27 protein-coding genes are annotated in these 23583 nt (G+C 68.6%); 9 read left to right on the top strand and 18 right to left on the bottom strand.

The features are described 5' to 3' along the window. Nucleotides 1-49 precede the first annotated feature (49 nt). Nucleotides 50-1027 carry a bile acid:sodium symporter family protein gene (locus tag FOJ82_RS07610; protein WP_143937849.1) on the top strand — a complete coding sequence of 326 codons (978 nt, stop codon included), beginning with the start codon at nucleotides 50-52 and terminating at the stop codon, nucleotides 1025-1027. Here the strand turns inward: FOJ82_RS07610 and FOJ82_RS07605 are convergent. From FOJ82_RS07605 to fabG, 5 genes are read right to left on the bottom strand one after another with little or no spacing between them, the layout of a single operon-like run. Continuing rightward, complete coding sequence (locus tag FOJ82_RS07605; RefSeq protein ID WP_143937848.1) at nucleotides 981-2156, bottom strand: SPFH domain-containing protein; 1176 nt, start codon at nucleotides 2154-2156, stop codon at nucleotides 981-983. The genes FOJ82_RS07610 and FOJ82_RS07605 overlap by 47 nt on opposite strands. Before the next feature lie 14 nt (nucleotides 2157-2170). After that, nucleotides 2171-2656, bottom strand: coding sequence for an NfeD family protein (locus tag FOJ82_RS07600; protein ID WP_143937847.1), 486 nt, complete (start codon nucleotides 2654-2656; stop codon nucleotides 2171-2173). After that, on the bottom strand, nucleotides 2649-3443 hold the full coding sequence (locus tag FOJ82_RS07595) for an ABC transporter ATP-binding protein (protein ID WP_143937846.1): 795 nt from the start codon (nucleotides 3441-3443) through the stop codon (nucleotides 2649-2651). The genes FOJ82_RS07600 and FOJ82_RS07595 overlap by 8 nt, the downstream gene beginning before the upstream one ends. A gap of 36 nt (nucleotides 3444-3479) precedes the next feature. Further along, entirely contained in the window at nucleotides 3480-4253 is a 774-nt protein-coding gene (fabI, locus tag FOJ82_RS07590; protein WP_143937845.1) for an enoyl-ACP reductase FabI, read from the bottom strand. Between the two features lie 16 nt (nucleotides 4254-4269). Continuing rightward, on the bottom strand, nucleotides 4270-4980 hold the full coding sequence (fabG, locus tag FOJ82_RS07585) for a beta-ketoacyl-ACP reductase (protein WP_143937844.1): 711 nt from the start codon (nucleotides 4978-4980) through the stop codon (nucleotides 4270-4272). Between the two features lie 39 nt (nucleotides 4981-5019). Between fabG and FOJ82_RS07580 the strand changes: the two genes are divergently transcribed. The 4 genes from FOJ82_RS07580 to FOJ82_RS16170 all read left to right on the top strand — a co-directional run bounded on the left by FOJ82_RS07580 (nucleotide 5020) and on the right by FOJ82_RS16170 (nucleotide 8009). Beyond that, on the top strand, nucleotides 5020-5340 hold the full coding sequence (locus FOJ82_RS07580) for a DUF3099 domain-containing protein (protein WP_143937843.1): 321 nt from the start codon (nucleotides 5020-5022) through the stop codon (nucleotides 5338-5340). A gap of 5 nt (nucleotides 5341-5345) precedes the next feature. Further along, nucleotides 5346-6146 (top strand): SURF1 family cytochrome oxidase biogenesis protein, encoded by an 801-nt coding sequence (locus tag FOJ82_RS07575; protein ID WP_246099807.1) that lies wholly within the window; start codon nucleotides 5346-5348, stop codon nucleotides 6144-6146. Next, on the top strand, nucleotides 6133-6945 hold the full coding sequence (locus tag FOJ82_RS07570; RefSeq protein WP_342780568.1) for a methyltransferase domain-containing protein: 813 nt from the start codon (nucleotides 6133-6135) through the stop codon (nucleotides 6943-6945). The genes FOJ82_RS07575 and FOJ82_RS07570 overlap by 14 nt, the downstream gene beginning before the upstream one ends. An 86-nt stretch (nucleotides 6946-7031) precedes the next feature. Continuing rightward, the gene (locus FOJ82_RS16170) at nucleotides 7032-8009 is read left to right on the top strand and encodes a hypothetical protein (protein ID WP_185975673.1); all 978 of its coding nucleotides are present in this window, start codon (nucleotides 7032-7034) and stop codon (nucleotides 8007-8009) included. A 67-nt stretch (nucleotides 8010-8076) separates the two neighbouring features. On the opposite strand, the gene FOJ82_RS07560 is transcribed toward FOJ82_RS16170, so the two are convergent. Together FOJ82_RS07560 and FOJ82_RS07555 are read right to left on the bottom strand one after the other, a co-directional pair. Beyond that, complete coding sequence (locus FOJ82_RS07560; RefSeq protein ID WP_143937841.1) at nucleotides 8077-9504, bottom strand: phosphoglucomutase/phosphomannomutase family protein; 1428 nt, start codon at nucleotides 9502-9504, stop codon at nucleotides 8077-8079. Nucleotides 9505-9590: 86 nt separating this feature from the next. Continuing rightward, the gene (locus FOJ82_RS07555; protein WP_143937840.1) at nucleotides 9591-11189 is read right to left on the bottom strand and encodes an ABC-F family ATP-binding cassette domain-containing protein; all 1599 of its coding nucleotides are present in this window, start codon (nucleotides 11187-11189) and stop codon (nucleotides 9591-9593) included. Nucleotides 11190-11244: 55 nt separating this feature from the next. Between FOJ82_RS07555 and FOJ82_RS07550 the strand changes: the two genes are divergently transcribed. Next, complete coding sequence (locus tag FOJ82_RS07550) at nucleotides 11245-11949, top strand: DUF6498-containing protein (RefSeq protein WP_143937839.1); 705 nt, start codon at nucleotides 11245-11247, stop codon at nucleotides 11947-11949. Here the strand turns inward: FOJ82_RS07550 and FOJ82_RS07545 are convergent. The 10 genes from FOJ82_RS07545 to FOJ82_RS07500 form a co-directional block, all read right to left on the bottom strand. After that, entirely contained in the window at nucleotides 11899-12390 is a 492-nt protein-coding gene (locus FOJ82_RS07545) for a DUF456 domain-containing protein (RefSeq protein ID WP_143937838.1), read from the bottom strand. The two genes, FOJ82_RS07550 and FOJ82_RS07545, sit on opposite strands and share 51 nt — an antisense overlap. A 28-nt stretch (nucleotides 12391-12418) precedes the next feature. Then, the gene (locus FOJ82_RS07540) at nucleotides 12419-13249 is read right to left on the bottom strand and encodes an alpha/beta fold hydrolase (protein ID WP_143937837.1); all 831 of its coding nucleotides are present in this window, start codon (nucleotides 13247-13249) and stop codon (nucleotides 12419-12421) included. A 185-nt stretch (nucleotides 13250-13434) separates the two neighbouring features. Continuing rightward, a complete protein-coding gene (locus FOJ82_RS07535; RefSeq protein ID WP_143937836.1) occupies nucleotides 13435-13815 on the bottom strand; it encodes a metal-sulfur cluster assembly factor in 381 nt (126 codons plus the stop codon). After that, nucleotides 13815-14261: a Fe-S cluster assembly sulfur transfer protein SufU gene (gene sufU / locus FOJ82_RS07530; protein WP_143937835.1), complete on the bottom strand. Its 447-nt coding sequence runs from the start codon at nucleotides 14259-14261 to the stop codon at nucleotides 13815-13817. The genes FOJ82_RS07535 and sufU overlap by 1 nt, the downstream gene beginning before the upstream one ends. 4 nt (nucleotides 14262-14265) lie before the next feature. Then, entirely contained in the window at nucleotides 14266-15507 is a 1242-nt protein-coding gene (locus FOJ82_RS07525) for a cysteine desulfurase (protein ID WP_221933074.1), read from the bottom strand. Nucleotides 15508-15557: 50 nt separating this feature from the next. Continuing rightward, nucleotides 15558-16328, bottom strand: a complete 771-nt coding sequence (gene sufC, locus FOJ82_RS07520; RefSeq protein WP_143937833.1) for a Fe-S cluster assembly ATPase SufC — start codon at nucleotides 16326-16328, stop codon at nucleotides 15558-15560. Between the two features lie 27 nt (nucleotides 16329-16355). Then, complete coding sequence (locus FOJ82_RS07515) at nucleotides 16356-16691, bottom strand: Rieske (2Fe-2S) protein (protein ID WP_143937832.1); 336 nt, start codon at nucleotides 16689-16691, stop codon at nucleotides 16356-16358. Further along, entirely contained in the window at nucleotides 16688-17857 is a 1170-nt protein-coding gene (gene sufD / locus FOJ82_RS07510) for a Fe-S cluster assembly protein SufD (protein WP_221933059.1), read from the bottom strand. Before sufD ends, FOJ82_RS07515 begins: the two co-directional genes overlap by 4 nt. Nucleotides 17858-17911: 54 nt before the next feature. After that, a complete protein-coding gene (gene sufB / locus FOJ82_RS07505) occupies nucleotides 17912-19357 on the bottom strand; it encodes a Fe-S cluster assembly protein SufB (protein WP_143937830.1) in 1446 nt (481 codons plus the stop codon). Nucleotides 19358-19362: 5 nt separating this feature from the next. Continuing rightward, nucleotides 19363-20052, bottom strand: coding sequence for a helix-turn-helix transcriptional regulator (locus FOJ82_RS07500; RefSeq protein ID WP_246099794.1), 690 nt, complete (start codon nucleotides 20050-20052; stop codon nucleotides 19363-19365). Nucleotides 20053-20215: 163 nt separating this feature from the next. Between FOJ82_RS07500 and FOJ82_RS07495 the strand changes: the two genes are divergently transcribed. The 3 genes from FOJ82_RS07495 to FOJ82_RS07485 are packed head-to-tail and all read left to right on the top strand — an operon-like array spanning nucleotide 20216 to nucleotide 22598. Continuing rightward, on the top strand, nucleotides 20216-20926 hold the full coding sequence (locus FOJ82_RS07495; RefSeq protein WP_143937829.1) for an ABC transporter ATP-binding protein: 711 nt from the start codon (nucleotides 20216-20218) through the stop codon (nucleotides 20924-20926). Further along, the gene (locus tag FOJ82_RS07490) at nucleotides 20923-21666 is read left to right on the top strand and encodes an ABC transporter permease (RefSeq protein ID WP_143937828.1); all 744 of its coding nucleotides are present in this window, start codon (nucleotides 20923-20925) and stop codon (nucleotides 21664-21666) included. The genes FOJ82_RS07495 and FOJ82_RS07490 overlap by 4 nt, the downstream gene beginning before the upstream one ends. Further along, entirely contained in the window at nucleotides 21654-22598 is a 945-nt protein-coding gene (locus FOJ82_RS07485) for a COX15/CtaA family protein (RefSeq protein ID WP_246099793.1), read from the top strand. Before FOJ82_RS07490 ends, FOJ82_RS07485 begins: the two co-directional genes overlap by 13 nt. Here FOJ82_RS07485 and FOJ82_RS07480 read toward each other — a convergent pair. Continuing rightward, on the bottom strand, nucleotides 22547-23470 hold the full coding sequence (locus FOJ82_RS07480; protein WP_342780567.1) for a heme o synthase: 924 nt from the start codon (nucleotides 23468-23470) through the stop codon (nucleotides 22547-22549). The genes FOJ82_RS07485 and FOJ82_RS07480 overlap by 52 nt on opposite strands. Nucleotides 23471-23583: the final 113 nt, after the last annotated feature.

Below are 23583 nucleotides of genomic sequence, written 5' to 3'. Positions count from 1 at the left end.
ACCGCGCCGGGCGCGCGTCCGGGGGCACGTGGCCGGTACGTTTGCTCACATGGCTTCCTCCCGGTCGCGGATCGACCCGTTCCTGCTGCTGATCCTCGCCTCCGCGTTGCTGGCCTTCCTGCTCCCCGCCACCGGGGACGCCGCCGTGGTGGTCGACTGGGCCACGAAGGTGGCCATCTTCGTGCTGTTCTTCGGCTACGGGGCCAAGCTGTCCGTCCACGAGGCGGTCGCGGGACTGCGGCACTGGAGGCTGCACCTGCTGATCCTGGCCTGCACCTTCGTAGTGTTCCCGCTCGTGGCGATCGGTTTCCTGGCCCTGCCCGACGGCGTGGTCGGGCCCGCCACCAGGCTCGGCCTGGCATTCCTGTGCCTCGTGCCGTCGACGGTGCAGTCATCGATCACGTTCACCTCGCTCGCGGGTGGCAACGTGCCCGGCGCCATGGTCTCCGCGACGGCGTCGAACCTGCTCGGAGTGGTCCTCACCCCCCTGCTGGTCGTCCTGCTGCTGCCCGCCACGGGATCCGGTGGCGTCGGCCTGGAACAGTTCGTGGGCGTACTTGTCCAGTTGCTGCTGCCGTTCGTGCTGGGCCAGCTGTCGCGACGCTGGACCGCACGGTTCATGGCGGCGCACGCGAGGAGGATCAAGTACTGGGACCAGGGCGTGATCTGCCTGGTGGTCTACAGCGCCTTCTCCGACTTCTTCGCGCAGGGCAGCTGGCGGGACCTGCCGTTCACGGATCTACTGGTGATGGCGGGGCTGTCGGTGCTGCTGCTCGGAGCCATGCTCTGGCTCACCTGGCAGCTGGGGGGTTGGTTCCGTTTCGTCCGGGCCGACCGGATCGCCATCCTGTTCTGCGGCACCAAGAAGTCACTGGCCACCGGGGTGCCGATGGCCAGTGTCCTGTTCGCAGGTCAGGAAGTGGGCCTCATCGTGCTGCCGCTGATGGTGTTCCACCAACTGCAGCTGCTGGCCTGCACCGTCATCGCTGGTCGTCTGGCTCCGGCTCCGGGTCCCGGACCTCGCTGACCGGCTGTTCCACGGGCGCCTCGGACTGCGGCCGGTCCAGCTCGGCCCGGCCGTTGCCGCGTGGCCGCCGACCCACCGGGTTTTGTTCCATCGCCTGCGCCTCGGCGATCGCCTGCTGCATCGTGGCGTTGGACCGTTCCTTGTCCTGGTCCCGCTGGGCAGCGATCTCGGCCTGCACGTCGATGCGTTCGGGGGCCTCGAAGTTCTGGCCCACCTTGGAGATGTAGTCGCGCACGTCGTCGGCCCCCGAGACCTGGCCGAGTCCCTTGAGCGCGTCGTTCAACTCGCTCGGAATGATCCACATCTTGTTGGAGTCGCCCGACGCCAGTCGCGGCAGCATCTGCATGTACTGGTAGGCCAGCAGACCCTGGTCGGGCTGGCCCGCGTGGATCGCCCCGAAGACGGTGGTGATGGCCTGTGCCTCGCCCTCGGCGCGCAGCATCTGCGCCTGCCGGTCCGCCTGCGCCCGCAGCACCTGCGCCTCGCGGTCGCCCTGTGCCCGCAGGATGGCGGACTCCCGGTCACCGCCGGCCTGCAGGATCTGCGACTGCCGCTGGCCCTCGGCCAGCAGGATCGCGGCTCGCTTGTCCCGCTCGGCGCGGGCACCCTTCTCCATGGCATCGCGGATGGTGGGAGGCGGGTCGATGGCGCGCAGTTCGACGCGGTTGACCTTGATCCCCCACTTGCCCGTGGCCTCGTCGAGCACCATCCGCAGCTTCTGGTTGATCTCCTCGCGGGAGGTGAGCGCCGCCTCGAGGTCCATGCCGCCGATGATGTTGCGCAGCGTCGTCATGGTGAGCTGCTCGATGGCGTTGTGGTAGTTCTGCGCCTCGTAGGCGGCCCGCACCGGATCGACGATCTGGAAGTAGATCACCGAGTCGATGGAGACCATGAGGTTGTCCTCGGTGATCACGCCCTGTGGCGGGAACGGGACCACCTCCTCGCGCATGTCCATCGTGTAGGCGATGCGGTCGAACACCGGGATCACCAGGTGCGGCCCCGGGTCCAGCCGACGCCGGAACTTGCCCAGCCTCTCGACGAGCCCCACCTGCTGCTGCCGGACGATCTTCAGCATCATGACCAGGAACAGCACCACGACGATGGCGATGCCGATTGCGATGAACTCCATTGTTCCTCCGTTTGTCAGTTGCTCCCGAGCTGGCCCTGCGGCCTCACGGGATAGACGATGAGGGTGACGCCGTCGAGACCGTAGACCTCGATCTCGTGGCCTTCTGCGATGGTGACGTCAGGGTCGAAGGACCGGGCGTCCCAGACCTGCCCTGAGACCTTGGCCTCGCCGCCACGGGCGTCGATCTGCGCGGTGGCGCGGCCCGACGAGCCCACCAGGCTCTCGAGGGACGAGCGGTATCCCGGCGCGTTGCGGACCCGGTCCAGCAGGGTGGGACGCAGCAACAGCAGCGTCAGCACCGCCACGACGACGGCGACGATGACCTGCAGCCACCACAGGCCGGGCACCACCAGCGCGGTGAGACCACCGGCCAGTGCGCCGGAGGCCAGCATCAGCAGGGTGAGGTCCATGGTGAGCATCTCGAGCGCGGCCAGGCCCACCGCGAGGATGCCCCATCCGGCCCACGCGAAGTCCCTGAACCACGCAAGGAAGTCATCCATGCCGGGCCACCGACCTTGCGGCCCAACGACCGTCGCTGTTGCTGACGTGCAGCGCCATCGAGAAGGTGGCGCTGAGGTTCTCGTCGGTGAGGGTCTCCTCGATGGGGCCGGCGGCCACGACCCGGCCGTCCGCCAGCAGCAGGCAGTGGGTGATTCCGAGCGGGATCTCCTCGACGTGGTGCGTGACCAGCATCGAGGCGGGCGCGTACTCGTCGAGGAAGAGGTCGGAGAGGGTGTCGACGAGTGCCTCGCGGCCGGCGAGGTCGAGCCCGCCGGCGGGCTCGTCCAGCAGCAGCAGTTCCGGGTCCGTCATCAGGGCGCGGGCGATCTGGGTGCGCTTGCGCTCGCCCTCGCTGAGGGTGCCGAAGGTGCGGTCGGCCAGGTGGTCGATGCGCAGCTGTTCCAGCAGCGCCATGGCCCGCTCGTTGTCCTCGGCCTCGTACTCCTCGTTCCAGCGCCCCAGGACCGCGTAGGCGGCCGAGAGCACGACGTCGACCACGCGCTCGGCGCGCGGGAGGCGCTCCGCCAGGGCGGTGGAGGTGAGCCCGATCCGGGGCCGCAGCTCGAAGACGTCCACGGTGCCCACGACGTCCCCCAGCAGCCCGACCACACCATCGGTGGGGTACATCTGGGCGGCGAGGATCTGGAGCATGGTGGTCTTGCCGGCGCCGTTGGGGCCGATGACCACCCAACGGTCAGACTCCGTGACGGTGAGGTCGACCTGGTCCAACAGGACCGCGTCCCCGCGCTTGACCGTCACACCCGCAAGTTCCGCCACCGCTGTCATGCCACCAACCCTACCGGGGTGGTGGGTGGGGCGTGGTCAGGCCCCGGTGGAATGCAGCCCGCCGTCGACGTGGATCATCTCGCCGGTGGTGGCGGGGAACCAGTCGGACAGCAGCGCGACGACCGCCTTGCCGGCGGGCACGGCGTCGGTGGCGTCCCACTTCAGCGGCGCCCGCTCGGACCAGATGGCGTTGAAGTCCGCGGAGCCCGGGATGGCCTTCTTCGCCATGGTGTCGATGGGGCCCGCCGCCACCAGGTTGGAGCGGATGCCGTCGGGGCCGAGGTAGCGGGCCAGGTAGCGCGACGTGGACTCCAGCGCAGCCTTCGCCACTCCCATCCAGTCGTACGACGGCCACGAGACACGGGCGTCGAAGGTGAGGCCGACGATGCTCGCGCCGGTGTTCAGCATCGGCTTCGCGGCCATGGTGATGCTCTGCAGCGAGTAGGCGGAGATCTCGATGGCCTTGGAGACCGACTCCCAGTCCGTGGACAGGAACGCGCCGCCGAGGGCCTTGGCGGGATCGGCGAACGCGATGGAGTGGACGATGCCGTCCAGTCCGCCCTCGAGGTGCTCGCCCAGGGTCTCGGGCAGGTTGGCGAGGTGTTCGGGGTCTGTCACGTCAAGCTCGACCAGGGGCAGCGGCTGCTCCATGCGCGCCACGACGCGCCGCGCGAGGCTGACGGCGCGCCCGGCGGCGGACACGACGACGTTGGCCCCCTCCCGCTGTGCGATCTCGGCGGTCGCGTAGGCGATGGAGGAGTTCATCGTCACGCCGGTGACGAGGACGTTCTTGCCTTCGAGGATTCCCATGTCTTCTTTCTGGTTGTCAGTGACCCATGCCGAGGCCGCCGTCGACGGGCAGCACGGCACCGGAGATGTAGCCCGCGCCGTCGCCCGCGAGGAAGAGCGCCGCCGCGGCGACGTCGTCGGAGCTGCCGAGCCGGCCCGAGGGGATACGGGCCTTGTAGCCCTTGATGGTCTCCTCGGGCAGGACGGCGGTCATGTCGGTCTCGATGAAGCCGGGCGCGATCACGTTGGCGGTGACGTTGCGGCTGCCGAGCTCGCGGGTGAGGCTGCGGGCCATGCCCACGAGCCCCGACTTGGAGGCGGCGTAGTTCAACTGCCCCGGGGACCCGATGAAGCCCACGACCGACGAGATCATTATGATGCGCCCGAACCGGGCCCGCGTCATGGGGCGGGCGGCGCGCCGCACCACGCGGAAGGTGCCGGTCAGGTTGGTGTCGATCACCTGGTCCCAGTCCTCGTCGCTCATTCGCAGGATGAGGGTGTCCTTCGTGACGCCGGCGTTGGCGACGAGGACCTCCACGGGTCCGAGCTCGGACTCGACCTGCTCGAAGGCGGCGTCCACCTGGGCCTGGTCGGTGATGTCGCACTGCAGGCCGAGGACGCCGTCGGGCACTCCCCCGGAACGGTAGGTTGCCGCGACGCGGTGGCCAGCGTCGCGGAACCGTTCGGCGATCACACGGCCGATTCCCTTGGAGCCGCCGGTTACGAGGACAACGCGAGATTCTTCCACGGCGTCAACCTACCGCAACGGGCATATGCTGGACAGACCATGGCATTCTCACGGCACGCTTCGGACTCGCAGCTCATCACCAGTGCTGCGCGTAGCCGGACGCTGGACGTGGACGAGCGCGAACGTCGCTACTTCATCACGATGAGCATCAGGACCGCGTGCTTCTTCGCGTTCCTGGTCGTCCCCGGCTGGTGGAAGGTGGTGACGCTGCTGGCGGCGGCGTTCCTGCCGATGGTCGCCGTGCTGATGGCCAACAACTCCGACCACCGGCCGCCGCCCCTGGCCCCGGAGGTCGACGAGGACCGGATCGCCCTGCCCCCCTCCGAAGTGATCCAGGGCGTCGTGGAGGACGACGAGTGAAGAAGATGATCCTGCGCTGGGTGGCCCTCGCGGTGTTCCTCAGCCTCGTTGCATTCGCGTGCGTGAAGCTCGGCGAGTGGCAGCTGGACCGGCTGGAGCAGCGTCGCGAGGGCAACAGCGCCGTCGTGGCGAACGAGGGCCTGGCACCGGTGCCCTACCGCGAGGTGATGGGTTCCCCGATCGCCGACGACGAGCAGTGGCAGCGGGTCGAACTCACCGGCAGCTACACCGGCGAGCAGTACCAGGTGCGCTACCGCAACTACGACGACTCCGCCGGGATCGAGGTCGCGGCGGTGTTCGAGACGCTCGAGGGCGACTCGGTGCTCGTGGACCGCGGCTTCATCGCACGCCAGGCCGGCCAGCCGGACACGGAGGTACTGCCCGAACCGCCCACGGGCGAGGTGGCCGTCATGGGCTACGTCCACCGGGATGAGCAGGGCGACGAGACCGCCGTGGTCCCCCACGACTTCAAGGTGCGGCTCATCAACTCGGAGGCGATCGGCGCCTCCTTGGGACGAGTCCTCCTGCCCGGCTACGTGATCCTCGCCACCTCCGATCCGGCGAACGGGGAGGCCCTGGTGCCCATGGAGCCGCCCACCCTCGACGAGGGCAACCACTTCTCCTACGCGCTGCAGTGGTTCGCGTTCGGCGGGATCGCCCTCATCGGCATCGGGGTGCTGATCCGTGCCGACCTGCAGGACCGGAAGAAGGCCCGGCAGCGGGCCGAGAAGCGCGCCCGCCTGGCCGAGGCCCGGGCGCGCAGGACCGAGCGGGAGGCCGAGGAAGTCACCAGTGCCGCCGACTGAGGCACTTCGCCGGGTCGCGGGGTGGCTCGCGTGCCCGAACTGTCGCGGAACGATGGCGGTGGCGGGCTCCGTGCTGGGCTGCGAGTCGGGCCACGGCTTCGACGTCGCACGGCAGGGCCACGTGAACCTGCTGGGGCGCGCCGCTCCGGCCAACGCCGACACCCCGGCGATGCTGGCAGCCCGGGAGCGGTTCCTGGCCTCCGGCCACTACTCGCCGGTCAGCGAACCGGTGGCAGACGCCGTCGCCGGCCGGGAACGACTCCTCGAGGTGGGTGCGGGCACCGGCCACTACCTGGCCCGCGCCCTCGACGCCTCCCCGAGGTCCCTCGGCCTGGCGACGGACGTCTCCCCCGCGGCCGCCCGCCGGGCCGCCAGGGCCCACCCGCGGATGGCCGCCGCCGTCGCCGACACCTGGGCCGGGCTGCCACTGGCGGACGCCTCGGTGGACGCGGTGCTGTGCGTGTTCGCCCCCCGCAACGCCGCCGAGTTCGCCCGGGTGCTGCGCCCCGGTGGCCTGCTCGTAGTGGTGGTCCCGGGCCCCGAACACCTGGTGGAGCTGCGGCGTGCGCACGACCTGCTGGACGTCGGCGCCGACAAGCTGGAGGGGGTCACCAACCAGCTCCGGGACCTGCTTCGGCCGGTCGCACGCACCGAGGTCCGACGTCTGCTCCGGCTGGACGAGGAAGAGGCCACCGCCCTGGTCGGGATGGGGCCGAACGCCTTCCACTCCACCCCCGCCCGGGTGCCCGCCGGCGAGGTCACGCTCCAGGTCACGATCGCGACCTTCACCGCGCATTAGAACTCTCTAACCAACCCCACATCGAGGCCTCATCTGCGGCCGGTTGGATCTGTACCAACGGTCCCCCCAACGAAAGGCAGAACACGATGAAGCGTCTCCTCGCCGTCACGGCCAGCGCGGCACTGGCGATCGGCGGCCTCGCCCTCGCAGCCCCAACAGCCTCCGCCGACGACAGAACCTGTCGCGGCAGCATCGGCGCGACCCACGTCGACGGCAACGTGATCGTCCCCTCCGGTGCGTCCTGCACCCTCAGCGGAACCAGCATCGACGGCAACGTCGAACTCGGGTCGAATGCCACCCTCTCGGCCAACAACGTCACCGTCGGCGGCAACATCCAGAGCCAGGGCCACCGCTCGGTCGCCGTCAGTAACAGCCGGGTGGAAGGCAACATCCAGCTCGAGCAGGGCGGCGCCATCACTCTGTCCGCGAACCGCGTCGACGGCGACATCCAGCTGTTCAGCAACCGCTCCGGCGCCAAGGTCCTCAACAACAACCGCGTCGGCGGAAACATCCAGTGCAAGTCCAACACCCCGGCCCCAACGGGCACCGGCAACACCGCCGACGGCAACCTTGAGGACCAGTGCGCCAACCTCCGTCCCGCTGCAGGTGGCGGCTCCACCTCTCCGGGCACCGGCCAGGACGGCTCGAACGTGGACATCTACTTGACCGAGGGCCGCTGGAGCAAGAACGGCCGCCAGTGGGCCACCGACTGCGGGACGTATTCCTCCACCATCGACCGCTGCGAGACAGAGATCTGGGCCACCCAGGTGATCTATGCGGGTGGCCGCTACGTCAACAAGTCGGGTTGGTACTTCAACAACCTGACCTACAAGCCTGCCCCCCGCGCGGCCTGGGCAGGCAACCCGCTGGCCGGCAACGGCGTCTACCAGGGCACGGCCACGTGGAGCAGCGACGGGCGCCAGTGGCGCACCGAGTGCGACACGGACCTCACCGGCCGCAACGGCTGCCGCACCTTCGTGACCGCTGACGTGATCGAGCGCGCCGGGACCGGCTACCGCACCGTCACCAAGGAGGTCTTCAACAACATGGTCCGCTTCAGCTGACCAACCCCGTGGCAGTGAAGAACCCGGTGGGCGCACGCCCACCGGGTTCTTTCGCATCCTGCAGGCCTCAGAGGCCCAGGAACTGGCGGAACTCCTCGCAGGCCTGCTCCGCCTGCTCCTGGTCCGGCATCTCGCAGAAGATCCGCAGGAGCGGCTCGGTCCCGGAGAAGCGGGCGATGATCCAGCCATTGTCGAAGTAGACCTTGCAGCCGTCGGTGTAGCTGGTGTCGACCACGTTCGCGGTGAAGTCCGGCAGCAGCCGGTCCTCCATGAGCGTCTTCAGGATCTCGGGCTTGCGCTCGGGGTCGAAGGCGAAATCGGTCTCGGCCATGTAGTGCGGGTCGAACTGTCCCGTGATCTCCTCGTAGATCTCGCTCATCGACTTGCCCACCACGGCGATCATCTCCACCAGCAGCGCCGCGGCGTAGATGCCGTCCTTGCCGGAGATGTGGCCGCGCACGGTGAGGCCCCCGGAGGACTCGCCCCCGATGATGGCGTCGGTCTCCAGCATCTTGCCGGAGATCCACTTGAACCCGACGGGTACCTCGTAGCACTTCTCGCCGAAGCGCTCGGCCACGTCGTCGAGCAGGGACGTGGTGGCCACGTTGCGGACCACGGGCCCCTTCCAGCCCTTGTACTTGAGCAGGTAGTAGTAGAGGATGACGAGCAGCTGGTTGGGGTGCAGGAAGTTGCCCAGGTCGTCGATGACGCCGATGCGGTCAGCGTCGCCGTCGGTGGCGATCCCCAGGTCGGCCTTGTTGTCCACCACGAACCGCTTCAGCGCGGACAGGCCGGCGCTCGTCGGGGAGGGCAGCTTGCCGCCGAAGAGCGTGTCGTGGCGGTCGTTGATGACGTCGACCTCGCACCGGGCCGTGAGCAGGATGGTCTGCAGCGAGGTGCGCGAGACCCCGTACATCGGGTCCAGCGCCACCTTCAACTGCGCGCCCCGGATGGCCTCCATGTCCACCTGGGAGATGATCGAGTCGATGTAGCCGTTGAAGGGGTTGATCTCCTCGATCGCCCCACTGGCGACGGCCTTGGGGTAGTCGATGCTCGCGATCCCGGCCTCGGCCTCGCCCTCGAGGGCGCCCATCCGCTCCTCGACGTCGCACGTCACGTCCTCGTCGGCGTCCTTGCCGCCCGCGGTGAACACCTTGATGCCGTTGTAGAGGGCCGGGTTGTGGGATGCGGTGATGGCCATGCCGTAGGGCAGGCCCTGGTCCTTGACGGTCCACATGATCAGCGGCGTGGGGGCCTGGGCGACCTTGATCACCTGGCACGGGATCCCGGCTCCCGCGAACACCTCGGCGGCCCACTGGGCGGCGATGTCTGAAAGGAACCGTCGGTCGTAGCCGATGACGATGCCGCGCTCGGCGACACCCTCGTCCACCATCTTCCCGGCCAGCGCGGCGGACAGCAGCCGGACGTTGGCCCGGATGAACTCGTCCCCGATGATCGCTCGCCAGCCGCCGGTCCCAAACTTGATTCGCGCCATCGTGTCTCCTGTTCGTCCTTGAGACTCCAGACTAGTGAGAAGCCGCCCGCGCGGTGCGCGAGTGCGCACGCGGGCTGCGCGAACGATCAGGCCAGGTCGACCAGTTCCTGGTACTCGTCGCTCCACAGGTCCTCGACGCCGTCCGGCAGCACCAGGACCCGGTCCGGCTCCAGCGCCTCGACGGCGCCCGGGTCGTGCGTGACGAGGATGACTGCCCCGGCGTAGGTGCGGATGGCGTTGAGCACCTCGGCGCGGGAGGCGGGATCGAGGTTGTTCGTCGGCTCGTCCAGCAGCAGCACGTTCGCGGCGGAGACCACCAGCATCGCGAGCGCGAGCCTGGTCTTCTCCCCGCCCGAGAGCACCTTCGCGGGCTTGGTGACGTCGTCGCCGCTGAACAGGAAGGAGCCGAGCACCTTGCGCACCTCGGTGTCGTTCAGGTTGGGCGAGGCCGAGACCATGTTGTCCAGCACGCTGCGGTTCACGTCGAGCGTCTCGTGCTCCTGCGCGTAGTAGCCGAGGCGGGCGCCGTGCCCGAGGAGCCGTTCCCCGGTGTCGGGTTCCTCGATGCCGGCCAGGATGCGCAGCATCGTGGTCTTGCCTGCCCCGTTGAGGCCGAGGATGACCACCTTGGAGCCCTTGTCGATCGCGAGGTCGACGGCCGTGAACACCTCGAGGGAGCCGTAGGCCTTGGAGAGGCCGTCGCCACGCAGCGGCGTCTTGCCGCAGGGGGCGGGCTCGGGGAACCGGATCTTGGCGACCTGGTCCGCCTGCCGCTCCCCCTCGAGGCCGGCCATCAGCTTCTCGGCGCGCTTGGCCATGTTCTGGGCAGCGACCGCCTTGGTGGCCTTGGCGCGCATCTTGTCCGCCTGCGCCATCAGTTGCGTCGCCTTCTTCTCCGCGTTGGCGAACTCGCGCTTGCGGCGCTTCTCGTCGGTGTCGCGCTGCTGCAGGTAGCGCTTCCAGTTCATGGCGTACACGTCGATCTCGGCACGGTTGGCGTCCAAGTGGAAGACCTTGTTGACCACGGCGTCGAGCAGCTCGGTGTCGTGGCTGATGATGATCAGTCCGCCGGAGAAGTTCTGCAGGTAGCTGCGCAGCCAGACGATCGAGTCCGCGTCGAGGTGGTTCGTGGGCTCGTCGAGCAGCAGGGTGTCGGCATCGGAGAACAGGATCCGGGCCAGTTCGATGCGGCGCCGCTGCCCGCCCGAGAGCGTCTTCAGTGGCTGTGAGAGCACGCGGTCCGGAAGGCCGAGGTTGGCGGCGATCCGGGCCGCCTCCGCCTCCGCACCGTACCCGCCCGCCACCTGCAGGGCGTCCTCGGCGCGGGTGTAGGCGGCCATCGCCTTGTCGCGCTCCGCACCGTCGGTGAGGGCCATGTCCTCCTCGGCCCGGCGGAGGCGTCGGATCACCAGGTCGAGGCCGCGGGCCCCGAGGATGCGGTCACGGGCGATCTGCTCCGGGTCGCCGGAACGGGGGTCCTGCGGGAGGTAGCCGAGCTGGCCGGAGCGGGTGACGTCCCCGCCGGCGGGTTGGCCCTCGCCGGCGAGAATCCTCGTCAGCGTGGTCTTCCCGGCACCGTTGCGACCCACGAGTCCGACGCGGTCGCCGGCAATCACCTGGAAGGACACCGGGGACAGCAGCAGGCGGGCTCCCGCCCGCACCTCAAGATCCTTGACCTGTAGCACAAGGGGCGAGTCTACCCTCCCCAGGAAGAACCCCCGATGCGGCAACATGTGGCCAGTGAACTTCCTGCTCCGTGTCCTCGGGATCGGCGTGCTCCAGTCCGTCGCGGCCCGGACCTCGCCCGCCGTCGCCACCGTCGTGCAGTTCTCCCTGATCGTCGCCGGCACCCTGTTGCCGCTCGTGCCGCTGCTCTCCGGTGCGGTCGGGCTCCCGGACCTTCTGGTTTACACGGTGCTGGCGATGGCCCTGTCCGTCGCAGGGACCCTCGTCAGGCTCGACACGATGGCGAGGCAGACCTCCACGTCGAGGTTCATGATGCTGCACTACGGCATCATGATCGGCATCCTGAGCCTGGTCTGCGGGGTCTGGGCCGTCATCCTGCTGGTGGTCACGGGTGGCCCCAGCGGCGGCTGGTGGGCGCTGCTTCCGATGGCGCTGGCGCTCGTCGTGTCCAACGGCTGGTCGCTGGCCGACGGCTGGTTCATCCGCGGTGGCCGCCACCTGGCTCGGCTGTGGCAGGTGGTCCTGCCCGGCTACCTCCGGTTCGCGCCCCTGCTGTTGGCGACGGTGTTCGCCGCAGTGGCGATCCTGGGCGAAGGCTCGTCGGCGACGCGGCTGTGGATCGCGGTGGGCCTCCTGGTGTCGCAGAGCGTCATCGACCTCGCGCTCGCGGTGGCATCGCTGAAGCTCACCCGGCGCGGGCCAGCCGCCTCAGAAGCGCAGCGAGAGCCCGACCAGCCAGGTCACCACAGCCAGGCCTGAGAGGCCGAACTCGACGAGGATCCCACGCGCGGCGGCCTTGATCGCCTGCCAGGAGGACCTCAGCGCACCCGGCACCTCCCCCACACGCAGGTACTCGGCGGCGAAGATGCCCACCGCGAACCCGAGCGGCAACCCCACGACGGGCACCAGGAACATGCCGACGACACCCATGACCAGGCCGATCACGACGGACCGGTTCGGGATCTTCTCGCGCCTGAGCACCCGTCCCGTCAGCACGTAGGTGGCGAGCATCCCGGCCACGCACAGGAGCGCGCCGACACCGAAGACCACCCAACCGAGCGGCCCGCCGATGAAGGCCGCCCACAGCAGCAGCCCGACGATGATGGTGACGCTGCCGGGCAGGACGGGCACGACGATCCCCGCCAGCCCGATCAGGACCAGGATGCCCGTGATGACGGAGACGACCACATCGGTGTTCATGCCCCAACCGTACGCCCGGCGACGTGTCTCACAGTGCGTTGACGAAGTCGATCAGCGCCCGCTCCCACTCGTCCCGGTGGGAGACGTTGGCGCCGTGCGGGCCGCCCTTGACCACGTGGAGGTTCGCACCCGGGATGATCTCGGCGGTACGGGAGCTGGACGCGGCCAGTGGCACGCACTGGTCCCCGTCGCCGTGGATCAGCAGCGTCGGCACGTCGACGCGGGCGCAGTCGTCGCGCAGGTCGGTGGCCCAGATGAGAATGCACTCCGCGGCGGCCCCGGGATCGCTCTGGAGCGCCAGGGCGAGCGCGACCTGCCGCACCTCCTCACCGACCACGAGGCCGTCGCCGGTGGAGTAGAAGTTGGTGATGAACTGGTCCAGGAAGCCGGGATGGTCGGCCTCACAGGCCGCCGACATCTCCTGGAACGCCGAGAACGGCATCGCGCCGTCGGGGTTGTCCTCGCCCTGGGCCAGTGCGGGCGCGATGGAGCCGGACAGGACCACCGCGGCGACGTCGTCGGTGCCGTAGGTCGAGCAGTAGCGCAGCACCTCACCCCCGCCCATGGAGAAGCCGAGCAGTACGGCGTCGTGGAGGCCCAGGTGGGTCACGAGGTCGTGCAGGTCCGAGGCCAGCCTGTCGTAGTGGTACCCGGTGGCGGGCTTGTCGGACCGGCCGAAGCCGCGCCTGTCGTAAGTGATCACGCGCATTCCTGCCCCGACGAGCGCCGCCTCGTTGGCCTTGAACGACTCGCCGGTCAGCGGCCAGCCGTGGACCAGCACGATGGGGCGCCCCGAGCCGCCCGTGTCGGTGTAGTGGAGAACCACGGGTGCATCGCCGGTGGTGGTCAGTGTGGGCATCGGTGCCTCCTCCTCGCAGTTGCTTGCCACCGACGCTACCCGCCCGACCCGACACGCCGTACGGAATCGGTGCAAGGGGGACCCGCTCCCCCCGCCCCGGATCCCCTCGGCGTGTCGGGTCGTCGACGGCCGGGGACGACGACGGGCCGCCCCCGGGTGGGGGACGGCCCGCGTGGACGGTCTCGTCAGAGGTTGTAGCCGACGGCGCGCAGCTGCTCACGGCCGTCGTCGGTGATCATCTCCAGGCTCCACGGCGGCAGCCAGACCCAGTTGATGGTCACGGACTTGGCCAGGCCGTCGAGGACGTACTTGGTGTCGTACTCGATCTTGTCCGTGAGCGGACAGGTGGGCGAGGTCAGGGTCATGTCGAGGGTGACGTTGCCCTCGTCGTCGACGCTGGCACCGTAGACGAGGCCGAGGTCGACGACGTTGACCATCAGCTCGGGGTCCACGACGTCCTTCATCGCCTCGAGGACCTCTTCCTCGGTGGGCAGTGTGGATCCGGCGTCCACGTCGGGCAGGTCGTCCTTGACGAGGTCGCTGGGACGGGTGTTGGTTTCGTACATCAGAGTGCCTCCTCGGCAGTGGCTTGGCTGACGGCGTCGCGGAGCGCTGCCCAGGCGAGCAGCGCACACTTGACGCGGGCGGGGAACTTGCTGACGCCCGCGAAGGCGATGGCGTCCTCGAAGCGATCCTCGTCCGGCTCGATCTTGCCCTTCGACTGCATCATCTCCAGGAAGTCATCGTACAGGCCCATGAAGTGTGGGATCTCGGTGCCGATGACCAGGTCGGACATCACCGACGTCGAGGCCTGCGAGATCGAGCAGCCGAGCCCCTCGTAGGAGACGTCGGCGATCGTGGTGCCGTCGAGTCGGACCCGCAGCGTGAGCTCGTCCCCGCAGGACGGATTGACGTGGTGCACCTGCGCGTCGTGCGGGTCCCGCAGTCCGCTGTGGTGCTTCTCGCGGTAGTGGTCGAGGATGATGGTCTGGTAGAGCTCGTCGATGTTCAAGTGTTCAGCCCCCGAATCGCGGTGCGAAGTAGTTGCGGGTGTGGACCAGGGCGTCGGCCAGGGCGTCGATCTCAGCAGTGGTCGTGTAGAGGTAGGACGATGCCCGGGTGGAGCTCTGGTGCCCGAGGCGTTTGTGCAGCGGACGCGCGCAGTGGTGGCCGCCGCGGATGGCGACACCGCGGGAGTCCAGCACCTGCATCACGTCGTGCGGGTGGACGCCGTCGAGGTTGAACGACAGGGCACTGCCCCGCTCCACGGCCTCGCGCGGTCCCAGGATGGTGAGCCCGTCGATGGCCTGCAGCTTGTCCAGCGCGTAGGCGGTGATCTCGTGGTCGTGGGCCTCGACGGCGTCCATCCCGACGCCCTCGAGGTACTTGACCGCGGCTCCCAGGCCGACGGCCTGGGCGATCGGCGGGGTGCCGGCCTCGAACCGGTACGGCGGGGCGGCGTAGGTGGAGTGGCCCATCTCGACCACCTCTATCATCTCGCCGCCACCGAGGAACGGCGGCAGGGAGGCGAGCAGGTCGTAGCGCCCCCACAGCACCCCGATGCCGGTGGGTCCGAGCATCTTGTGGCCCGTGAAGGCCATCAGGTCGGCCCCGAGGGACTGGACGAACGTGGCCTGGTGCGGCACGGCCTGCGAGGCGTCCACCACCACGTTGGCCCCGACCTCGTGCGCCTTGGCCGCGATCTCCGTGATCGGGTTGCGGGTGCCGACGACGTTGGACACCCAGGTGAGCGAGACGATCTTCGTGCGCTCGTTGATCAGGTGGTCCCGTTCGGCCGACTCAAGGTCGAGGCGGCCGTCGTCGGTCACGTCGAACCAGCGCAGGGTGGCGCCGGTCCGTTCGCAGACCAACTGCCAGGGAACGATGTTGGAGTGGTGCTCCATGACGGAGATCACCACCTCGTCTCCCGGCTGCAGCCCGGCACCCAGCGTGTTGGCAGCCAGGTTGAGCGCCTCGGAGGCGTTCTTGGTGAAGACGACCTCCTCGGGACGGGCGGCCCCGATGAAGCCCGCGACGGCGCTGCGGGCGCCCTCGTAGGCCTCGGTGGCCTCGGCCCCGAGGAGGTGCATCGCCCTGGCCACGTTCGCGTTGTGCCGGGAGTAGTGCTCCGACAGCGCATCGATGACGGCCTGCGGCTTCTGCGACGTGTTCCCCGAGTCCAGGTACACCAGGGGATGGTCCCCCTGGGTCCGGGACAGGATCGGGAAATCGCGCCTGATGGCGTCGACGTCGAACACGTTCACCTTCTCTTCCTGGTTACTTGTTGTCTGTATCCTTTGGGAACAGATCAGACGGCTGCTGCAGCAGCGGCCTTGGTGTACTCCTCGTAGCCGTTGGCTTCCAGCTTGTCGGCGAGCTCACGACCGCCGGACTCGACGATGTGGCCATCGACGAACACGTGGACGAAAGTCGGGTCGATGTAGCGCAGGATGCGGGTGTAGTGCGTGATGAGGACCATGGCACGGTCACCCTTCTCAGCGAACCGGTTGACACCGTCGGAGACGACGCGCAGGGCATCGATGTCGAGGCCGGAGTCGGTCTCGTCAAGGATGGCTGCCTTCGGGTTCAGCAGCTCCAGTTGGGCGATCTCGTGGCGCTTCTTCTCACCACCGGAGAAGCCCTCGTTGACCGAGCGGCTGGCGAAGGACTTGTCGAGCTGCATGCCCTCGAGCGCCTTCTCGACGTCCTTGACCCAGTGGCGCAGCTTCGGGGCCTCGCCGTCCAGCGCGGTCTTGGCGGTGCGCAGGAAGTTGGAGACGGAGACGCCGGGGACCTCGACGGGGTACTGCATGGCGAGGTAGAGGCCTGCCTTGGCGCGCTCGTCGACGCTGAGCTCGGTCAGCTCCACACCGTCGAGGGTGACAGAGCCGGTGGTGATCTCGTACTTCGGGTGGCCGGCGATGGCGTAGGCCAGCGTGGACTTGCCGGAGCCGTTGGGGCCCATGATGGCGTGGATCTCACCCGGGTTGATCGTCAGGTTGACGCCCTTGAGGATCTGCTTGGGTCCGTCCTCGGTGAGGACGTCGGCGTGCAGGTCTGTGATGACAAGAGTGGACATGTGTGGGTACTCCTTGGGAAAAAGTTGTCAGTTCGTGAAGTCTGTGATGGTCGTGTCGGGATCGACCTGAATGTTCTCGCCCTCGACGCGGACCGGAAACACCCGGACCGGTTCGGTGGCTGGGAGGTTCAGGACCGCGCCGGTGGCGAGGTCGAACCGGGACCCGTGCAGGTAGCACTCGATGGTCCCGCCCTCGACGTCGCCCTCGGACAGCGGCACGTTGCCGTGTGAGCACTCGTCCTCGATGGCGTAGAGGGTTCCCCCATGACGCACGATCGCGACGGTGAGCTCGTCGTCGACTTCCGCTGACAGCGGGACGTCGTCGACGAGTTCACCCACCTCGGCAACAGTGACGAAGGTCATGCCTTCGCCTTGACCGCTTCCAGCGTCTCGAGCTCACGCTCGACGCGCTCCAGCATCTTGTTCTGGACCTCTTCGACGCCGATGCGACGGATGATGTCCCAGAAGAAGCCGTGCACGACCAGGCGGCGCGCCTCCTGCTCCGGAATGCCGCGGCTGCGCAGGTAGAACAGCTGCAGTTCGTCGAAACGGCCGGTCGACGACGAGTGCCCGGCACCGGCGATCTCGCCGGTCTCGATCTCGAGGTTCGGGACGGAGTCGGCCTGGCAGCCTTCGGTGAGGAGGAGGTTCTTGTTGGACTCGTAGGTGTCGATGCCCTCCGCAGCCTTCCGGATGAGGACGTCACCGATCCAGACGGCGTGCGCACCCTTGCCCTGCAGGGCACCGCGGTAGTCCACGTTGGACTTGGTGTGCGGCTCGTTGTGGTCCACGAACAGGCGGTGCTGGACGTGCTGCTCACCATCGACGAAGTACAGGCCGTAGCTCTCCAGCTCCCCACCCGGCCCGTCGTAGCGCATGTTCTCCTGCAGACGCACCGCGGCGCCACCGAGCGAGGCCGTGACGGTCTTGACGTGCGCGTTGCGACCGACACTCACCGTCCGCTGGCCGCCGTGCACTGTGTCATCGGACCAGTCCTGGACGGTGACGAGGTTCAGCTGCGCGCCGTCGCGGATGATGAAGTCGGACTTCTCCGCGAACAGGGCCGAACCCTCGAAGCGGATGATGACGGTGGCGCGGGCATTGGCCCCGACGCTCAGGATGAAGTGGTCGCGGGCCAGGCCACCGGAACCGGTCGCGGTGAACACGATCGGCTCGGCGTAGTCGCCGTCGGCGGGGATCTGGATGTGCATGCGGTGCCCGCTGCGAGCACCGGCGACGGCCGCAACCCGGTCCACGGGGGCCTCGACGGCCAGTTCACGGGCCTGTTCGGCGCTGATCTCGGTGACGGTAACGCCCTCGGGGACGTCGAATGCCCAGTCCAGCGACGTGGCCTCGGCGTCGGCGTCGAAGAGACGCTTGAACTTCTTCACCGGGGTGAAGCGCCAGATCTCCTCGCGACCCGTCGGGACCGCGTGGTCCTCGAGGTCCCACGAGGGCGTGGGGTGAAGGTGGGACTCGACGGTCTCGATGGCAGAGGCCACGTTCGGGGTGTCAACAGTGGTGGTCAATTGATAGATCCTTCTAGTGCTCGAACTCTGGATGTGTGCGGTGCGGGTCGACGGTCAGCCGACCGCGCCCTCCATCTGGAGCTCGATCAGGCGGTTGAGCTCGAGCGCGTACTCCATGGGCAGCTCACGGGCGATCGGCTCGATGAAGCCGCGCACGATCATGGCGGTGGCCTCGAGCTCATCCATGCCGCGGCTCATGAGGTAGAACAGCTGGTCCTCGGAAACCTTGGAGACGGTGGCCTCGTGAGCCATCGAAACGTCCTCCTCGCGGATGTCCACGTAGGGGTAGGTGTCCGACCGGGAGATGGTGTCAACGAGCAGCGCGTCGCACATCACACCGGACGACGAGTGCACTGCACCCGGATCGATCTGGACGAGGCCACGGTAGGAGGAACGGCCGCCACCGCGGGCCACGGACTTGCTCACGATGGAGCTGGTGGTGTTCGGGGCGCAGTGCACCATCTTGGAGCCGGCGTCCTGGTGCTGGCCCTCGCCTGCGAACGCGATGGACAGCGTCTCACCGTGGGCGTGCTCGCCCATCAGGTAGACGGCCGGGTACTTCATGGTGACCTTGGAACCGATGTTGCCGTCGATCCACTCCATCGTCGCGCCCTCTTCGCAGGTGGCGCGCTTGGTGACGAGGTTGTAGACGTTGTTGGACCAGTTCTGGATGGTCGTGTAGCGGCAGCGGGCGCCCTTCTTGACGATGATCTCCACGACGGCGCTGTGGAGCGAGTCGGAGGAGTAGATCGGGGCGGTGCAGCCCTCGACGTAGTGCACGTAGGCACCCTCGTCGACGATGATCAGGGTCCGCTCGAACTGGCCCATGTTCTCCGTGTTGATGCGGAAGTAGGCCTGCAGCGGGATCTCGACGTGGACGCCCTTGGGGACGTAGATGAAGGAGCCACCGGACCACACGGCCGTGTTCAGCGCGGCGAACTTGTTGTCACCGACGGGGATGACGGTGCCGAAGTACTCCTCGAAGATCTCGGGGTGCTCCTTCAGCGCGGTGTCGGTGTCGAGGAAGAGAACGCCCTGGCGCTCGAGCTCCTCGTTGATCTTGTGGTAGACCACCTCGGACTCGTACTGGGCGGCGACGCCGGAGACCAGACGGGCCTTCTCGGCCTCGGGTATGCCGAGGCGGTCGTAGGTGTTCTTGATGTCCTCGGGCAGGTCCTCCCAGGTCTGGGCCTGGCGCTCGGTGGAGCGCACGAAGTACTTGATGTTGTCGAAGTCGATGCCGCTGAGGTCTGCGCCCCAGTTCGGCATGGGCTTGCGCTCGAACAGCTTGAGGCCCTTGAGGCGCAGGTCGCGCATCCACTGGGACTCGTCCTTCAGGTCCGAGATGTTGTTGACGACGTCCTCGTTCAGACCACGACGGGCGGTCTGGCCTGCCACGTCGGAGTCGTGCCACCCGAATCGGTAGCTGCCGAGGGCCTCGAGGTGCTCGTCCTGGGTCGAGCCGAGGCCGGGGGCCTGCTGCGGTGCTGTCTGTGTCATTGGAGTCACTTCCTGCTGGTGAGCGAGATCGGGGTGGGTAGTGGTCGGGGGACGTGCGTGGTGCAGACACCGTCGCCGTGGGCGATGGTGGCCAACCGCTGCACGTGGGAGTCGAGGAGGCGGCCGAACAGTTGGGTCTCCACCTCGCAGAGCATCGGGAACTCGGCGGCCACGTGGGCAACCGGGCAGTGGTGCTGGAGGATCTGGTCGCCCGAGCGCACGGGGCGCACGGAGGGTGCGTACCCGTCCTCGCCCAGGGCCTCGATGAGGAGTTCCATCGCGGGCCGGTCGGGCTCGGTCGCCCGCAGGAGCTCGAAGCGCTCCTCGAGGTGGGCGAGGCGCTCCGTGGCCAGGTCCCTGATGGCGGTGGGTCCGACCGCGGAGACCAGCTTGCGGATGGCGGCCAGGGCCAGGTCGTCGTAGGCCTGCTTGAACTCGGAGCGTCCGGCATCCGTCAGGGCGAAGACCTTCGACGGACGACCTCGGCCGCGCTGCCCGTAGACCCGCTGCTCGTGCTGGTCGAGGGTCCCGTCGGCCAGGAGGGCACCCAGGTGGCGGCGGATCGCCGCCGGGGTGAGTTGGAGCCGTTCGGCGAGTTGGCGCGCCGTCGAGGGGCCCTCGTCGAGAATGCTGCGGATCACCCGCTGGCGGGTGGAGACCTCTGCCTCACTGCCCAGTTCCAGGTCCTGCGACACCGGCCTCCTCCTTTCGCTAATTGCGCACTCCAGTCTTTCCTAATCATCGGGTGTTTTCAAATAAGGGTTGCCTTGCCCAAGTCTTGGACCGCGGGGCTCGGGTCCGCGTGCCGGCGGTGGGCCGTGATGATTCCGCACTCGGAACCCTCGGTAGGCTGTCCCCGTGCAAACCTCCCCAGTCCTCGTGGCCCGAGACGTCCGCGTGAGCTTCGGCGGCGTCCCTGCACTGGACGGTCTGGACCTCGTCGCCGCGCCGGGGAGGATCACCGCCCTGCTCGGCCCCAACGGTGCGGGCAAGACCACTTTCATCCGCTGCTGCACCGGGCTCGTGGCGCCCGAGGCCGGCTCGATCGACCTGTTCGGCTCTCCCCCGGGGTCGGCGACGGCGCGGGCCCGCGTGGGCCTGATGCCCCAGTCGACCGGAGCCTGGTCGGGCATCACCCCCGGGCACCTGCTGCGCTACCTCGCCCGACTCTACGCAGACCCGCAGCCCGTCGCGGAACTGGTCTCGCGGCTCGGGATCGGGCCTTTCGAAAACACGCCGTACCGGCGCCTCTCGGGGGGCCAGCAGCAGGCCGTGAACCTCGCGGGCGCCCTCGTCGGCAGGCCCGGGCTGGTGTTCCTGGACGAGCCCACGGCCGGGCTCGACGTGCGCGCCAAGCGCAACACCTGGGCGCTGGTCTCCGAGGTCCGGGCGGCCGGCGTCGCGATCGTCCTGACAACCCATGACATGCACGAGGCCGCCACGCTGGCCGACGAGGTCAACATCGTCGACCGTGGCGCCGTCACCGCGAAGGGGACCGTTGCGGAGCTCACCCGGGACGTGGACCTCGAGGAGGTCTTCCTAGCGAACACCACTGGAGACCGCGCATGAGCCTCGACCTTTCCCCGACCGGATCCGCCGCACCGCGGACGCAGCAGGTACTGGCCCACGCCCGCACGGAAGCCCTGCTGATCGCCAGGAACGGGGAGCAGGCGCTGCTCGCCCTGGTCATCCCGATCGCCATCCTGCTCGGCGGTCGGTTCTTCGGTGACCGCCTGGACCTGCCATTCGCCAGCACGGCCCCCTCGGTGCTGGCGCTGGCGATCTGGTCGTCCTGCTTCACCTCCCTGGCCATCGCGACGGGGTTCGAGCGTCGCTACAACGTGCTCGAGCGCCTGTCCGCGACGCCGTTGGGCAAGACCGGCATCCTGCTCGGCAAGGCACTCGGGATCGCGGCCATCACCACCGGGCAGGTGGTCGTGCTCGCCGGGGTGGCGCTGCTGCTCGGATGGCGTCCCGACCCGGATCCCGCGCACCTGCTCGTCGCGCTGCTGTGCGCCGTGCTCGGCATGGCTGCCTCCGCAGGGCTCGCGCTCTCGCTGGCCGGCACCGCACGCCCCGAGGTGACGCTCGCCGTCGCGAACCTCGTGTACCTCGTCGGCATGGCGGCCGGGATCATGCTCCCGGTGGCCCGCTACCCCAGCTGGCTGCAGCCGCTGATCCAGGCGCTGCCGACCGGCGCCCTGGGCGAAGGGTTGCGCTCCGGCACCCCCCTGTCCATCCTCGTCCTCGCCGTCTGGTGCATCGCCGGACTCGCACTCTCCCGGAAGGTGTTCTCGTGGACCTCCTGAACCGCGTACGCAACCTCGCTGTCCGCCTCGTCGACGGCGAGCGCGCCCTGCGGACGTGGCTGATCGCCTCCCTGATCTGCAACATGGGGATCATCGTCACGGGCGCTGTGGTACGCGTGACGGGATCCGGCCTCGGTTGCCCCACCTGGCCGCAGTGCCACGAGGGTTCCTACGTCCCGCACGGCGCCTATGGCGTCCACGAGTACATCGAGTTCGGCAACCGCCTGCTGACCTTCGTGCTGATCCTCGCCGCGCTCGGCGCCTTCCTCGCCGCCTGGCGCAACCGCGGCCTCAACAGCAAGCTGTGGTGGTTGACCCTCGGGATCGGCATCGGCATCCCCCTGCAGGGGGTCATCGGCGGCATCACAGTCCTCACCCGGCTGAACCCCTACGTCGTGGCGCTTCACCTGCTGCTGTCGGTGGCCCTGGTGGTCCTGTGCACCTGGTCCGTCATGCTGGCCCGCGGTGCCGCGCGGGACGCCGTCGGGATGCCGGGGAGGTTCTTCGCCATCGCCACCTTCGTCGCCGCGATGGTCTGCATCTGGCTGGGGACCATCGTCACCGGCGCCGGTCCGCACGCCGGCGACCTGGACGCGGTGCGCAACGGGCTGGAGATCGAGTCGGTCGCCAGGATCCACGCGCTCTCGGCATGGGCCACCACCATCGGCAGCGTCGTGTGCGTCGTGTGGTTCCGCAGGAGCCGTCACGCCCACGCCACCCGCGCCGCCTGGGCGTTGCTGGCCACCTGCCTGCTGCAGGGCGTGATCGGCTACGTCCAGTACTTCCTGGGACTGCCCGTGGTCGTCGTCGTGGCCCACCTGCTGGGGCTCACGCTCGTCACCGTCGCGGCCGCCTGGCTGCTGTTCTCCAACAGCAAGGATCAGGTGAGCAGCGGGTCGATCGCCATGGCGAGGAACAGCAGCGCGAGGTAGCTGTTCGACCAGTGGAACAGGCGCATGGCACCCAGCTGCGCGCCCTCCATTCCGGCGCGTGCACGCAGCAGCAGCCGGACGGCCTCGACGAGGAACACGGCTCCAGTGACGGCAGCCACGACCGGGTAGATCCAGCCGGTCCCGGCCACCGGCCACAGCAGCAGCGAGACCGCCACCGTCGCGACCGAGTAGACCAGGATCTGGATCGCCACCTGCGGCGCGGTACGCACCACGGGCAGCATGGGCACGCCGGCGGCGGCGTAGTCCTCCTTGTACCGGAAGGCCAGGGCCCAGGTGTGCGGCGGGGTCCACAGGAACACGATCGCGAACAGCACGAAGGGTGCCCAGGCCAGCTCACCGGTGACGGCGGTCCAGCCGATCAGGGGCGGGAAGCAACCTGCGATGCCGCCCCACACGATGTTCTGCGACGTGCGGCGCTTGAGCCACATCGTGTAGACGAAGACGTAGAAGGCGTTGGCGGTCAGCGCCAGGACTGCCGAGAGCCAGTTGGCCCCGAAGCCGAGGACCAGCGTGGACGCGATACCGAGCACGATCCCGAACGTCGTCGCAGCGGTGGCACTGACCTGGTGGCGCGGCATGGGGCGGCGCCTGGTGCGACGCATCACCTCGTCGATGTCACGGTCCAGGACGCAGTTGAAGGTGTTGGCACTGGCCGCGGCGAACAGCCCGCCGAGGAGGGTCCACACGACCAGGTCCCACCTGGGCAGGCCCTGCGCCGCGAGGAACATCGCGGGCAGCGTGGTCACCAGCAGCAGTTCGATGATCCGGGGCTTGGTCAGTGCCACGTAGGCCTTGACCACGTCCATGACGCCCGCACGGACGCCCATCGTCTGGTCCACAGTTCCTGCCACCACGAAATCAATCCTCCAACCCGTCACTTCCGCGGCGAGTCTACCCCGCGTTGCCCGCGAACGCCGATACGTGAACCGGCCACCGCGATTGCGCACTAAGGTGGGTGAAGCCG

It is taken from the genome of Tessaracoccus rhinocerotis (assembly GCF_007197885.1).
In the GTDB taxonomy this organism is placed as follows: domain Bacteria; phylum Actinomycetota; class Actinomycetes; order Propionibacteriales; family Propionibacteriaceae; genus Arachnia; species Arachnia rhinocerotis.
The sequence above is the reverse complement of the archived record's forward strand: the minus strand, read 5'-3'. Positions and strand labels throughout refer to the sequence as shown.